Annotated in this window: 10 protein-coding genes; 3 read left to right on the top strand and 7 right to left on the bottom strand. The window is 44.3% G+C overall.

Translation table 11 applies throughout. From position 1 onward, the window contains the following. Window positions 1-223 precede the first annotated feature (223 nt). From H6G32_RS05700 to H6G32_RS05690, 3 genes are all read right to left on the bottom strand, one after another. Window positions 224-895 (bottom strand): ABC transporter ATP-binding protein, encoded by a 672-nt coding sequence (locus H6G32_RS05700; protein WP_304523776.1) that lies wholly within the window; start codon window positions 893-895, stop codon window positions 224-226. Window positions 896-986: 91 nt separating this feature from the next. After that, window positions 987-2,264 carry an ABC transporter permease gene (locus H6G32_RS05695; protein WP_190455979.1) on the bottom strand — a complete coding sequence of 426 codons (1,278 nt, stop codon included), beginning with the start codon at window positions 2,262-2,264 and terminating at the stop codon, window positions 987-989. 22 nt (window positions 2,265-2,286) lie between these two features. Continuing rightward, window positions 2,287-3,849, bottom strand: coding sequence for an efflux RND transporter periplasmic adaptor subunit (locus tag H6G32_RS05690; protein ID WP_190455977.1), 1,563 nt, complete (start codon window positions 3,847-3,849; stop codon window positions 2,287-2,289). Between the two features lie 458 nt (window positions 3,850-4,307). Between H6G32_RS05690 and H6G32_RS05685 the strand changes: the two genes are divergently transcribed. Next, complete coding sequence (locus H6G32_RS05685; protein ID WP_190455975.1) at window positions 4,308-5,201, top strand: tetratricopeptide repeat protein; 894 nt, start codon at window positions 4,308-4,310, stop codon at window positions 5,199-5,201. A gap of 125 nt (window positions 5,202-5,326) precedes the next feature. Here the strand turns inward: H6G32_RS05685 and H6G32_RS05680 are convergent, their stop codons facing one another. Then, complete coding sequence (locus H6G32_RS05680) at window positions 5,327-5,725, bottom strand: response regulator (RefSeq protein ID WP_190455972.1); 399 nt, start codon at window positions 5,723-5,725, stop codon at window positions 5,327-5,329. Window positions 5,726-5,953: 228 nt separating this feature from the next. On the opposite strand from H6G32_RS05680, the gene gyrA reads away from it, so the two are divergent. Further along, entirely contained in the window at window positions 5,954-8,455 is a 2,502-nt protein-coding gene (gene gyrA, locus H6G32_RS05675; protein WP_190455970.1) for a DNA gyrase subunit A, read from the top strand. A 71-nt stretch (window positions 8,456-8,526) separates the two neighbouring features. Here the strand turns inward: gyrA and H6G32_RS05670 are convergent, their stop codons facing one another. Beyond that, the gene (locus H6G32_RS05670) at window positions 8,527-8,907 is read right to left on the bottom strand and encodes a hypothetical protein (protein ID WP_190455968.1); all 381 of its coding nucleotides are present in this window, start codon (window positions 8,905-8,907) and stop codon (window positions 8,527-8,529) included. A gap of 354 nt (window positions 8,908-9,261) precedes the next feature. Here H6G32_RS05670 and H6G32_RS05665 point away from each other — a divergent pair, with 354 nt between their 5' ends. Further along, complete coding sequence (locus tag H6G32_RS05665) at window positions 9,262-9,447, top strand: chlorophyll a/b-binding protein (RefSeq protein WP_190455967.1); 186 nt, start codon at window positions 9,262-9,264, stop codon at window positions 9,445-9,447. A gap of 123 nt (window positions 9,448-9,570) precedes the next feature. Here the strand turns inward: H6G32_RS05665 and rpoD are convergent, their stop codons facing one another. Continuing rightward, entirely contained in the window at window positions 9,571-10,743 is a 1,173-nt protein-coding gene (rpoD, locus tag H6G32_RS05660; RefSeq protein WP_190455965.1) for an RNA polymerase sigma factor RpoD, read from the bottom strand. Between the two features lie 2,107 nt (window positions 10,744-12,850). After that, entirely contained in the window at window positions 12,851-14,791 is a 1,941-nt protein-coding gene (gyrB, locus tag H6G32_RS05655; protein ID WP_190455963.1) for a DNA topoisomerase (ATP-hydrolyzing) subunit B, read from the bottom strand. Between the last annotated feature and the right edge of the window lie 86 nt (window positions 14,792-14,877).

The raw sequence follows: 14,877 nt of genomic DNA, 5'->3' as shown, positions 1-14,877 counted from the left end.
AGACAATCAGTGGTGGGTTCAGAGCTACCACTGATTGTAGACCGCTGATTCTTAGAATCAGTGGGAGCCTGTACTCGGAATTAATTAATTCAAAATTGTTTTTATTCTTCATTTTTAATTTTGTTCGCGTAGCGTGCCGTAGGCTCTATTTTGCATTTTGAATTCAAAAAAGGTCAAGGTAAAGATTTAATGAACCCCCCCCCAAAGGGTTGATATTATCGAATTATCCCACAATCAAACCATCCTGGACTCGGATAATTCTGTGTGTTTGGGCAGCGATATCTGGTTCATGAGTCACAATCACAATGGTGATTCCTTGCTGATTCAGTTCTGTGAGCAAACTCATCACCTCGTAAGAAGTCTCGGTGTCTAAAGCTCCCGTTGGTTCATCGGCCAAAACTAATGCAGGTCGATTGACCAAAGCGCGGGCGATCGCTACCCGTTGTTGTTGACCCCCAGAGAGTTGACTAGGGCGGTTAGAAATGCGATCGCCTAATCCCACCTTTTGTAACGCTTCCAATGCCCTTTGACGACGTTTTGCCTTGGGTAAATTGGCGTAAACCATTGGTAACATCACGTTTTCTAGTGCCGTCGCCCGTGCCAATAGATTAAATTGTTGGAAAACAAAACCTATCCTTTGGTTGCGGATATAGGCTAATTCATCATCGTCAAAAGTTGTCAGGTTTCTACCCTCTAAAATATAGTTTCCAGTAGTGGGACGATCCAGACATCCCAAAATATTCATCAGAGTTGATTTACCGGAACCTGATGCACCCATAATGGAGACATATTCACCCTCTTCAATAGAGAGTTGAATTCCCTTGAGTATGGGAACATCAATTTCTCCTAAATGGTAGGTTTTGGTTATGGATTCCATCCAAATCATCGTTGCCATATCATGGTGGTGAATTGAGGAGTTTATTTGAAACGCAGAGGCACGCAAGGGTAAGAGCAGAGGTTCGCGGAGGTTGGGAATTTTTAATTATTTAGTCGCTTCTTAGAGCATTGATGGGATCTAATTTGGCGGCATTTCTTGCGGGAATCACCCCAGCGACTAAGCCAACACTTAGGGAGAGTCCAAACCCGACGATGATCGACAAAAAAGAAATCACAAATGGAAATTTGAAAATGGTTGCTGCTGCAAAGGCAATCAAAATGCCACTCCCTATACCAATGCTGCCGCCAGCAATAGAAATCACGATTGCTTCGGCTAAAAATTGATTGAGAATTGCTGAATTGGTGGCTCCTACTGCCTTACGAATCCCAATCTCCCGTGTTCGTTCGACAACAGAAACCAGCATGATATTAGCAATACCAATGCCGCCAACGACTAAAGAAATTCCTGCGATCGCCACTACCATGACTGTAAATAAGCCCACAACATTAGTAAAGGTGCTAACAATATCAGCTTGGTTAGTTAGCCGGAAATCATCGGCTTGGGGCGGATAGATGTTGTGACGCAGGCGTAATAAATTGGTGACTTGAAACTGAGCGGCTTCTAACTGTTCTTGATTGGCGGCTTTGACTAAAATCCCATTCACAGAAACGCCTACCAGGGCATTGTTACCAACCAGTCTCTTTGACATACTAGTGAGAGGGATGAAAATTTGGTCATCTCGGTCTGTCGGACCTTGAGAACCTTTAGGCTCCATCACCCCAATCAGTTCATAAGCCTCTCCCTGAATCCGAATTTTCTCGCCGATGACATTACCGCCCTGTCCAAAGAGAGTTCGCTGGACTGTAGGCCCAATGATGGCAAACTGTGCGGCAGTATCTAGTTCTTCCTGAGTAAAGTATCTCCCCTGCTGGGGGTGGGTATTTCTGACTTCTGGGTAGTTTAAATCTGTGCCCAAAACTGTTGTTGACGTGTTCTGTCCTGCATAAACAACTTGTACATTCCGTTGTAGATAAGCAGAAACAGTCTCAGCAGATGGTGCTTGTGTAGCGATCGCCTTAGCATCCTCCCAAGTCAAGGTGCTGCTAGAACCTATTCCTTGTAGGATATTCCCGCTTCTGGCTGCACCAGCCAAGATTTGCAGCACATCCGTACCCAATGCTTGTATCTGTTGCTCAACACCCTTTTGCACCCCTTGACCCACAGAGGTAATGGCAATCACCGAAGAAATCCCAATAATTACGCCCAGCATCGTTAGTCCTGTACGTAATTTGTTACTCCACAGTGTCTCTGCTGCCATTAAAAATATTTCCAGCAATGTTACTGTGCGGGTACTCTTAGCTTTTGTTACATAAAATCCCTTAATCATATTGTTATATTTACAACTAAATTTAAGGAGATCCCCCACCTTGAGAACGCCCACCGCTCTGAGAACGGCCACCTCCACCACCTCCTAGACCAGGAAAAACTCCTCCTCGTGGTGTTGATTGTGGTCGTGAACCTGGCGGGAAACTGAGCAACACCCGCTCGTCTCCTGTCAATCCAGACTTAACTTCAGTAAAGTTATTCACGGTAACGCCAGTCTCGATGGGAGTAAACACTGGTTTGTCATCGGCACCAGCCACAAACACACCTGTGGCACGTTCTCGCCGCACCACCGAAGCTGTGGGCACCACTAGGACATTTTCCAATTCACCAACTTGAAAATCGGCTTCCACATTCATCCCAGACCGCAGTAACCTTTGAGAATCTGAGAGTGCTACTCTGACTTCAAAACTGGTAACATTTTGTTCCACTATCGCTTGGGCAGCAATTTGTCTCACAATACCTTCAAAGGTTTTTCCTGGATAGGCATCTGCCTTAATCGTGACTTCTTGACCTAGGCTGATTTTAGAAATATTTGTTTCGGCTAAATTGGCAACAACTTCATTGGTGGAAGCTAGAGATAAGATAGAAGAAGAAGTAGCAGAAGATACGGAACTACTGGCAGTTGTGGGAGTGACGAAAGCGCCCGGATCAGCGTACTTCTTCGTCACCACACCCTCAAAAGGTGCGCGAATTATTGTGTCATTGATTTCGGCTTGGACGTTTTGTAGGGAGCCGCGAGCAGAAATTATCTGAGCACGTGCTGCGTCAATATCTTCTCGACGCGTTCCTGCTTTGAGGAGTGATAAAGCTTGTTGTCTCTGCTTCACTACAGCCCGCCCTTGGTCAATATCTTCTGGACGTGACCCGGCTTTTTGTAATGCTAGAGCTTGCTGTGCTTCACTCACCGAGGCTTGGGCACTGTCGCGATCTGCACGTTTTTGGTTTACAGTCTGGAGAGAAATGCCTCCTGAATTGTAAAGTTGCTGATTGCGGCGAAAATCATCTTCAGCTTTACTTAAGGTAGCTTGAGCGCTTTGTAAGCGTGCCTGTGCTTGGGCAATATCTTGAGGGCGATTGCCGACTTGAAGCTTTCGCAGATTCGCCTCAGCCTCGTTTAGTTGTGCCTGTGATTGGGCAATATCTTGGGGGCGATTGCCTGCGATCAACTTTTGGAGATTTGCCTCAGCTTGTGCTATCTGTCCTCTAGCAGAGGTGAGTTGCCCTTGCAGGTTGGAATCATCCATGTAAGCGACAATCTGCCCTTGTTCGACTAAATCGCCTTCCTTCACCAGTAGTCTTTTCAAGATGCCTGAATTTTTGGGGCTGAGGTTGATTGAACGCTCAGGCTTTACTGTTCCATTAGCGGAAACTGTGATTGATAAGCTCTGCCTCTCTACAGGTTTTGTCAGCACCCGGCGTCTTGCTTGCTGACTGGGAAGTACGGCTACTTGGTAATAGATTGCGTAGCCAATACCACCCAAAAGACAAAGAGCGATTAGCCAAGGCAGCCAAAAGTTCCTGCCTTTTTTTTTCACTTCTGGAACTAAAACCGATGAATTGCCAGGGTGTGATGTATCAATTGCCATATCCACTTCCGGTTAATCGGGCAGTAGCTAAAACGATAGAGGCGCGGTTTTGTTTCAACTGTTCAACAACCTCGTCGTATAAGTCGTATAAATTTATGTAAGCAATTATCGTTCAAAAAGTTGTAACTCAATGCATGACCAAAGTCACCAGTTTCAAAGCAGTAAACGAGAACGCCGATTGTCTAACAGTTGGAGTTTTTATCAGTTGAAAGCTCCCACCGCGCTGACGCGCCACCTTCGGCTAAAAGCCGCTAGGCAGATGGGGGTAGTTTACGAGGTACATTGGATATATAACTAGTTCACAACCCTAAGAGTGTTTAACGCAAGTTAAATGTGTTTTTGCTGTCGGTAATTTCCGCCATAAAGACGGGTCTGCTGCAAAATTTGCCTTTCGTCTAGAGCGGAGATCGTTTAAGCTATCTGAAAGATTCTTTGATTTGTGGTTAAGAGGCGGTAGTGTGCCTAAACACGTTCGGTTGATTTCTCTTCTGGTTGTCTGTAGTTTGTGGAGTATGCCCGAAGCAGCTCATGCACAGGCATTGGTACCCCATACGCTGCAACTTGATGCAGCAAAGTTGGAGAAGCAGGGGTTGAGCTTGGCACAGGAGGCAGCTCAATTAGCGCAGTTTCAACAGGTTGAGTTGGCTTTACCACGAGCGCGGCTGGCTTCTCAACTGGCTCCTAAAAATGATAAAGTATGGTTACTGTTAGGTGGCTTGCATTTGCAAACTAAAGAGTTTGATGCAGCGATCGCCGCCCTGAACAAAGCCCAAACTCTCAACCCCAAAAATGCTGACGTTCTGTTTGCTTTGGGTTCGGCTAATTTTCAACAAAAAAAGTATCCAGTAGCTATTGCTAATTACCAAGCAGGTTTAAAGTTAAAACCCAATGACCCAGAGGGTTTATTTGATTTGGGTAATGCTTACTTTGTATCGGGTCGATTGCCAGATGCGATCGCTCAGTTCACCAAAGCTGTCTCCCAAGATCAAAAATTCTGGCCGGCAATTAACAACATTGGTTTAATTAACTACGAGCAGGGTAATATCCAAGGAGCAATTAAGCAGTGGCAAACAGCGGTAACACTTGATAAGCAAGCCGCAGAACCTTTATTAGCCTTGGCAGTGGCACTGTATACCAAAGGCGATGCCTCCGGCGAGCTACGCTTACGCCAACAAGGTTTGGCAATGGGAGAATCTGCACTCCGCATCGATCAGCGCTATGCCGATTTGGATTTCCTCAAGCTAAATCTCTGGGGCGATCGCTTACTGTCTGATACGAAAAAATTCCTAGAATTACCCCGTATTCAAGCAGCCCTACAGCAACGGCAGAACACATCACCCCCCGGTCAATAGCCTAGACAATAGGAGGGATTGGGCATTGGGCATTGGGCATTGGGGATTGTCTAAGAGTTGTTTATCCAATTACCAATTACCAATTACCAATTACCAATTACCAATTACCAATTACCAATTACCAATTACCCATTTGGTAGAAGTGCCATGATCTGGTCAACGAAGTGTTGATGGTCAACAACTGGTTTAGAGATGTAGCCATCAGCACCGCTCTGCTTGAGAAAGTTCTCGCGATCGCCTTCCATAGCGTGTGCCGTTACCAAAATAATCGGTAAGCTTGCTGTTTGTGGGTCAGACTTTAACATTTGTGTAATTTTAATCCCATCAACAGCCTTACCTTGGTAAACACTTCGTGAGAGAGAAACATCCATTAAAATTAAGTCTGCTTCTCCTGCTTGGGCGATATTTATTACCTCTTCCACATTTTCCGTGTGTTTCACCTCCAAGCCACCGCGCTTGGTCAGAATCTTAGAAAAAACGCGAGCATTAATCAGATCATCTTCGACAATCAATACGGTTTTCATGAGAATTTGACTTAATAAGGGTGAGGGGGATTACCAGCTGATAAAAACAGTTGTCTGCCTCCTTTTAAGTAATCAATGTGCCTCCCCGCTGTCAAGGATAATACTACTGCTTTTTATCATATAAGTATCAAGATTTTGTTAGGAATCCTATTTCATCCGTTATGCTGTGGTTGCTAGAGTGTTAAGTTCCAGCGACTTTTGTGTAGTTAAAATTCAGGGAAAAAGCTCATGGCAAAACAGTTAAACCTTCTCTCCACGGGACAGGTCATCACAACAGCCCTGCACACTGAGATGCAACGGTCTTACCTCGAATATGCCATGAGTGTGATTGTCGGGCGAGCGCTACCAGACGTCCGTGATGGCTTAAAGCCCGTGCATCGGCGGATTTTGTATGCCATGCACGAACTCGGTCTAGTACCCGACAGACCCTATCGGAAGTGTGCCCGTGTAGTGGGGGATGTGCTGGGTAAATACCATCCCCACGGCGACCAAGCAGTTTACGATGCTTTAGTGAGGTTGGTGCAGGAATTTTCCAGCCGCTATCCTTTACTAGCAGGACATGGCAACTTTGGTAGCGTCGATAATGACCCACCAGCGGCGATGCGCTACACAGAAACGCGCCTCTCACCCATTAGCCATGAGGGAATGCTGGCGGAAATTGGCGAAGAAACCGTGGAATTTATCGGTAACTTCGATAATTCCCAGCAAGAACCAACGGTACTACCTGCTCAGTTACCGTTTCTATTACTCAATGGCTGTGCTGGTATCGCCGTGGGGATGGCGACGAATATTCCACCCCACAACTTAGGGGAAATCGTTGATGGGTTGATTGCCTTAATTGACAATCCAGAATTGACCGATGAAAAATTATTTGAATTAATTCCTGGCCCAGACTTTCCCACTGGTGGAGAAATTGTTAGTGGCGCAGGAATTCGCGAGGCATACACCACAGGTAAGGGTGGAATTGTGCTGCGGGGAGTTGCTAACCTGGAGGAAATTCCTGCAACTAGGGGAAGCAAACGACGGACAGCAATAATTATCACTGAATTGCCTTATCAAGTGAATAAAGCTGGCTGGATTGAGAAAGTAGCGGATCTGGTGAATCAAGGTCGCTTGCTAGGAATTTCTGATTTGCGGGATGAAAGCGATCGCGAAGGGATGCGGGTAGTAATTGAACTCAAACGCGATACCAACCCCCAAGAAGTCCTCCAGCATTTGTATCACCAAACTGCCTTACAAACCACCTTTGGGGCAATTCTCCTAGCTTTAGTGGATGGGCAACCCCGCCAGTTGAGCTTGCGTCAAATGTTGCAAGAATTTTTGAGCTACCGCGAACATACCCTCAACCGCCGCTACAATTACGAGTTAGAAAAAGCCGAAAACCGGGTGAATCTGGTAGCAGGTTTGCTCAAAGCCTTGTCTAACCTAGATCAGGTAATTGAAATTTTGCGCCAAGCTGCTGATGGCACCACAGCTAAAATCAACCTTTGTAGCCGACTAGATTTGAGCGAAGTACAAGCAGATGCAATCCTATCGATGCCATTGCGCCGTCTCACCAGTTTAGAACAGCAACATTTGCAACAAGAATTTGGCGAACTCAGCCAGCAAATTAGCTTATTACGAAAATTACTTGATGACAGACGGGAATTACTCAAGGCACTGAAAAAAGATTTGCGATCGCTCAAGCGCAAATACAGCGACCCCCGGCGTACCAAGCTAATGCCTACTAGCGAAACAGCAGTAAAACAGGACAAGGAAACAAGCAGACAAGGAGCAGTAGAAGACGAGGACAATCCAAAATCGCAACAGCCGCCAGAAGAAGCAGCATTAGAATTTACCCACCGGGGGTATGTACGTCGTATTCAACCAACGCTTAAAAAGCCGAAAGCCGAAAACGGGTTGCATGAAAACGACTTCATTATCCAAACCGAGTTAACTGACACCGAAAAAGATTTGCTGATCCTCAACAGTGGCGGCAAAGTCTATCCTGTGAAAGTAGGAGATATTCCCGCCACAACAGGACGCTCTCCACGGGGCACACCACTAATTACCATGCTTACCAGTACGGCTCAAGGCAAGGTAGAAAGTGTTGTTAGCCGCTTTTTACTGCCAGAAAATCCCGAAACTGACCAAATGATTCTCTTGACACAGCAGGGACGAATCAAGCGCCTATCTCTGGGAGAATTCACCAACCTAACTCGGCGCGGAATTACAATTTTGAAGCTCAAAGACGATGATGAATTGTCATTTACCCAATTCACCACCACAGGGCAACATCTGATTTTAGCCAGTTCCGGCGGTCGTCTATTGCGGTTTGCAGTCAATGACGAACAACTACCCGTCATGGGTCGTGCAGCAATGGGATTACAAGCATTCCGGCTCTCGAAAAATCAGCAAATGGTTGGTTGTGTCGCTGTAGCCAAAGATGATCAGCTATTGCTAGTTACTCAAGAAGGATCTGCCAAGCGGATGCCTGCAAATCAATTAAAAGCAGCCAACCGCGCTGATTTAGGCACGCAAGCCCTAAAATTTGCCAACAAAACTGACAACCTAGCTGCTATGGTACGCGCCACCCCAGGAGCCGAAGTAGCACTGCTGACAAATAAAGAGCGTGTGGTGCGGATACCTGTAGACACAGTGCCAATATTGGGTAGAGATGTGAAGGGAGAAAGCATCCTCCAACTCAACCGCGATGAAAGAATTATCGCTGTTGTCGAAGTGCGAGTGTGAGTCAAAAAACTAGGGACACAACATTGTTGTGTCCCTAAAAAATCAAGTTTAAAAATAGTTGTTCAACTGGCTTATTTGAAGAAATCTTCACCGGCGATAGTTTGAGGTGTAGTACCTACAACCTTTCTAAAGGTCAAAGAGTAAGTTGAGTTGTTGTGGTCAATCTTTTGATATCTGAATCCATCAAGCTTTCCTTGACCAATCAGATTAGTCCAATCATTTCCGTTGATCCGGATAGTGACAGATGGCCCACAGCAGTTGTATTTGACATCTTTTGTGATTACGCCACTTGAAAAACTCAATGTAGCGCACGATTGTTCATAAAGACCAATAGCTACGGTAGCCGCACCCTGGTTCATTGTTGTTATACATTCTTCAGCTAATGCTTGTTCTTGTCCTAGGGAGAAGAATAAAGACAGCATCATTAAGAAGGCAATGATCATCTTTTTCATTGGGCAAATCCTCATGAGTAGTAAATTTCATCTCCAGTCACAACAGGCTTTGAGAGATGCCTATTTGACTGCTAATTTAATCTGTCTATAGATATAAATTAAGAAGAGCCTTCTACGAACAGAGTTTAATAATTTGTAATAATTAGCACATTTTGACAAAGCTAATTAGGTAAAAACAGGTTTATTCGGTAATTTTTTTAAGTAACCTACTTATATAGGATGTTTGAAGCAAAACTACATATATAAATCACTCACAATTAATTCAATAAATGTTTCATTCATGAAAATATTTGTTATATTAGTTTACATAAGGCAACAAAGCTTAGTAAATCTATTTTGGATGGAGTGCGAACCATGACTAATGCAACAAAAACTATCAGCAATGCTCCCGTAGCTGAAGACCGCAACGCTTGGCGCTGGGGCTTCACCCCACAAGCAGAAATCTGGAATGGTCGCTTGGCAATGATTGGCTTTTTAGCAGCTGCTTTGATTGAGCTTGCTTCTGGTCAAGGTTTCCTACACTTTTGGGGCATTCTGTAAATTTTGAAATCCTATATTACTCATAAAATAAAAAAAGCCTGGCATTCTTGATTAACTGCCAGGTTTTTTATTTGTTAATAGCCACTAGTCATCAGCTTTAAACTAATGACTAATGACTAATGACTACCGGATATATTCCTTGAGAACGCTGTTGCGGTTCGGGTGGCGTAATTTGCGGAGTGCCTTCGCCTCAATTTGACGAATCCGTTCGCGGGTAACGTTGAAAATCTGGCCGATTTCCTCAAGGGTTTTCATCCGACCGTCATCCAAGCCATAACGCAGTCTGAGAACATCCCGTTCGCGGGGGCTAAGACTGTCGAGGACTTTTTCCAAGTCTTCCCGCAGGAGATTTTTGGAAACTTGGTCTTCTGGCGTTTCACCATCGGATTCAATAAAATCGCCCAATCGGGAATCTTCTTCTTTACCGATGGGCGTTTCTAGCGAAATTGGTAACTGGGCGGATTTAGCGATAAACCGCAACTTCTCGATGGTCATTTCCATGCGGGTGGCGATTTCTTCTTCGGTGGGTTTACGACCCATTTCCTGAGACAGCAATTTGGTGGTTTTCTTAATCCGCGAGATGGTTTCGTAAAGATGAACCGGAAGGCGAATCGTGCGTGATTGATCAGCTATCGCCCTGGTAATAGCTTGACGAATCCACCATGTCGCGTAAGTAGAAAACTTATAACCTTTTTCGTGGTCGAACTTTTCAGCTGCCCGAATCAAACCCAGACTGCCTTCCTGAATTAAGTCTTGGAAGGACAAGCCGCGATTCATGTATTTCTTGGCAATTGAAACCACAAGGCGCAGGTTAGATTGTACCATCTTGTCTTTCGCCCTGCGTCCAACATGCAGGCGATAACGAAAGGCAGGTAATGGCAATTGTACTGCTTCTGCCCATTCACTGTCTTTAGGATCGCGTTCCAGCCGCTCTGAAAGTCTTTCCCGCACCCTTTCTAATTCCAGCAAGTCGGCTATTTTCCGTGCCAGTTCAATTTCTTCGTCTGCGCGTAACAGGCGAATTCGACCAATTTCTTGCAAGTACAGGCGAATCGAATCTTCGGTGTAGTGCTTTTTCTTACTTTGAGTCCGACGACGCGATTTAGCGGCTTTTCCAGACTTTGCGTCGTCCTCATCAGTCTGAGGCTCTAAAAACTCATCAATTTCGCCATCATCCGGTATCAGCAAGTCCTCTTCATCGTCGATTAAGAGTTCTTCTAACTCGAGCTCAGGCTGATTCATTATTTCTAGGTCAGGCTGATATATGCTTTCGAGTACGTTGTTAGCCTGGTTCATGCCGCGTTCCTCATGCTCCTTGCAGAATCAATTACTCAAGATGTGTTTACTGCTCTTTTAATCGAGCTAATTGTTAACCGAAAATATGGTATTGGCTGATTTGCCTGAGATATTTTCGGCACTCATTGTGCCTCTAGGAGGCGGAGTTTTTTACTTTAGTGGCAGTCATTAATAAATGTGACTTGCACAACGAAAGTAAATGCTTTGTGTGTTGCTGTCGCAGACAAGTTCTAACTAATGGTCTAAAAAAGACTCGTCTTGATCAAGAAATTTACCACTCCAGACAAAACAAATATGACTGCTGGTAGATTTCTCTGTAAAGACTGTTCCGATTGTAGCCTGTTTCACAGAAATTGCACTCTTTTTGTGTGTTAATCATGAGGCCGTTAACCAAGGTGATGCCACTTTTATCAAAAAGACATTAAATACGGTAGTTTAACCCTGAAATCTTTTCTCAAACTTTTTAGTTTTGCAGTGGCATTCTCATTAGATTAAAAGCTAGGTACAATTGCTCTTAAGGGATTCGAGGTATTATATACAACAATAATTACCTAGAGATAGCACATCTGATGTTAATTCTCTTAAGAAGCATTAATGCACCCATTTTGGTTCTTCCTTCATAAATTAATCAGTTAAGAGAGCAAAGCGGGGCTTCCCTCTGGGTAAACACAGCAATTTTGGAACAGTGGCGGTGCTTGTTTTCTTGCACTCAACCTTATACATACCAATAACCTTTACTATTGAGTTGGGGTAATGGCAGAATCAAGCCGATGGTAGATGAATTTAGCTTTAACTAATTCGGTCTTATTCACACATTAGCGCACTGCTGAGATTTCAGCCTTATGAAACTTGACAAACTGTTCTTATTGTATAAGTAAGTCGGCAGAAAAGAAGCAAATTCTGTAAAGATAGGTAAATACGGAGAATACATTTACTGAAGTAACAGGGAGATGGACGCTCGTTTAAGGAGATTTCTCAGTGATGAGCAAGACCCCAGGCTAATAAATGACCAAGGCTGGGATTTTAAGAACTACGACGGGATGCTCCTAGTTGAGGATCAAAGCCAAAGTAGAAAGAAGAGGTCGAAGTGGGAAAGCCAGGGTTGATACATTTTCTTTTTCCTCAAATATTGCTGGGAAATAAACCCAATATAATTGGAGTGGCAACACCTCAAAAAAGATTAACTAGCAGGACAAATCTTTAATGACCTACTTAGAACTTGCCTATGCGGTCATCGATGGTGTTCAAGCTAGAGAAAAAAGAGGAAACTACAGCACACAAAGTATTTGCTTTAACTTTAATCGCTCTACTTGATTTTTCGTTACAACCTTTTAAAGTTTTACTCCGACCTAGTTACAAGGATAATTTAAACAGTCGAGAAAGAATTTAATATTCGAGATCCTCGATGGTTGACACAGGTTATGACAAAAGTGCATTAGATAAATGCCAAATAGTAGCCTTCCCCACCTATATAACCAAATATCAGGGCAAATTTTAGCACGGTTATTATCGGTTTTTGGGGGCGAGAACTGGGATTATCAGGAATTTGTGGGTTGGATTGTGACCTAATCGTTAAGCGGATTGGCGAAAAGTATTTGTAAATTTTAATACTTTTTTATTGTCAGGAACTTTCCAACTTAGGTGAGTGGCTTAGATGGTTCCCTGATTTGAGGAGCTAGTCTGTTAAGAGGCGTAACTGGTGGTAACTGGGAACTAGAGGATCTGAGAACTTCTAGCTGTGGAGCATTGGCATTGTCATGGAGAATTATCAATATGCTTACTAAATACTGTTTGGTGAATTGATATGTAGCTACTCCTCAAGCATAACAAATGCTTTTCTTTTTTTGTGGATAAAATTAATTAGCCGACAAGCAATCTATTTTTATTTTAACTTTTATATTAATTTTATTGACAAGTAATGCTTTTTATGTATGGTACATGAGAAGTTTGCCTGTAGTTGTTCATTCCTGACAAATAATAATTTTGAGATTTCTTGAGATTTTATGGCGCGGTTGGATTTAATGATGTCTAATATAGAAAAGTAATAGGCGATAGGTTAAAACCCATTACCCATTACTAATTACCAACCCGACTAGAGGATTGAAACTTAGATATCTAGATCTGTGAGGTTGAGTTTAGATCCATAGGTTTCAATGAATTCGCGTCTGGGTGCGACTCGATCGCCCATTAAAATTGTGAAGATGCGATCGGCTTCGGCTGCATCCTCAATTTCTACTTGTTTGAGGGTGCGGGTTTCTGGGTTCATTGTAGTTGTCCAGAGTTGGGCTGGCATCATTTCACCCAAGCCTTTGAAGCGTTGGATGTTGTAGTTGGCGTTGCTGGGAAATGTGGCGATGTGCTGTTGCAGTTCGCGATCGCTATAACAATACTTTGGATCACTGCGTCCCCGTTCTACTTTAAATAGTGGCGGACAAGCAATGTAAATGAAGCCTTGTTCGATCAGCGCCCGCTGGTAGCGATAAAAGAAAGTTAACAATAGAGTGCGGATGTGCGCCCCGTCTACGTCAGCGTCAGTCATGATCACTATTCTGTGATAACGCAGTTGGGAAGCGTCAAATTCATCACCCTTGACGCCTAAACCGAGTGCTGTAATTAAGGCTTGGATTTCGTTGTTTTTGTAGATTTTGGCGTCGTCGGTTTTTTCGATGTTGAGGATTTTACCACGGAGGGGGAGGATTGCTTGAGTGCGGCGATCGCGTCCTTGCTTGGCACTCCCACCGGCAGAATCCCCTTCCACAATGTAGATTTCTGATTCGCTGGGGTCACGAGTACTGCAATCTGCCAATTTACCAGGTAATGGCGAAGATTCTAGCACAGATTTGCGCCGCACCAACTCCCGCGCGTGACGGGCTGCTTCAGCAGCTTTGAAAGCTTGAATCGCTTTATCTAAAATAGAATCAGCGACACCAGGGCGAAATTCTAGATATTCGGTGAGGACTTCTCCCACCAGAGAATCGACAATCCCCCGGACTTCTGTGTTACCGAGTTTGGTTTTAGTTTGTCCTTCAAATTCTGGATCGGGGACTTTGACGGAAATGACTGCTGTTAAACCTTCGCGGACGTGTTCACCGCTGAGGTTAGGCTCATTTTCTTTGATTTTATTGCGCTTGCGGGCGATCGCATTTAAAGTGCGAGTCAACACCGCTTTTAAACCTTCTAAGTGGGTACCACCATCAACGGTGCGAATATTATTGGCAAAGCCCAGGACATTATCCGTGTAAGCATCAGTACACCACTGCAAGGAAACTTCGATTTGAACGTTGTTCCGTTCCCCCTGCACATAAATGATTTCTTCATGTAGGGGTAGTTTCTCACGGTTCATGTAGGCAATATATTCTTTAATACCGCCCTTATATTCGTAAGTTTCTATTCTAGGTGTATCGCTTTTTAGTATTTCTAAACGATGATCGGTAAAGGTAATTTTGACACCTGCATTTAAATATGCTAACTCCCGCAGGCGACCTGATAAAGTGATGTAATCAAACTCAATACTGGTGGTAAAGATTTGCGTGTCTGGCTTGAAGGTGACTGAAGTTCCTGTTCTGGCTTCTTTGTAAGAGTTTGCTTGCAGTTCGGTAACGGCTGCACCACGTTCATAGCGCTGGGTAAATACCTTTTTTTCTCGCCAAACTGTAACCTCCACAAACTCAGACAAGGCATTAACAACGGAAATCCCCACCCCGTGCAATCCTCCAGATACTTTGTAGCCGCCGCCGCCAAACTTACCACCGGCGTGCAATACGGTCAACACAGTTTCTAAAGCCGATTTTCCGGTTTTTGGGTGAATATCGGTAGGAATACCCCGACCATCGTCGGTTACAGTCACGGAACCATCGGCGTTGATATCCACCTCTACATGGGTGCAATGACCTGCTAAAGCCTCATCAACAGAGTTGTCCACCACCTCGTAAACTAAATGATGGAGTCCTCGGGGCCCTGTGGTACCGATATACATCCCTGGTCGTTTACGGACGGCTTCCAGACCTTCCAGAACTTGAATCTGATCGGCACTGTAACTGCTCGTCATGAAAATTCTCCTGCTGCGTCGGGTTGAACTCGCCCAAAGGCTAAAAAAGTAAAATCACTCCAAAATTCTAACACAAAAGCCTTGTT

It is taken from the genome of Cylindrospermum sp. FACHB-282, assembly GCF_014697195.1.
Taxonomy (GTDB): Bacteria; Cyanobacteriota; Cyanobacteriia; order Cyanobacteriales; family Nostocaceae; genus Cylindrospermum.
The sequence above is the reverse complement of the archived record's forward strand: the minus strand, read 5'-3'. Positions and strand labels throughout refer to the sequence as shown.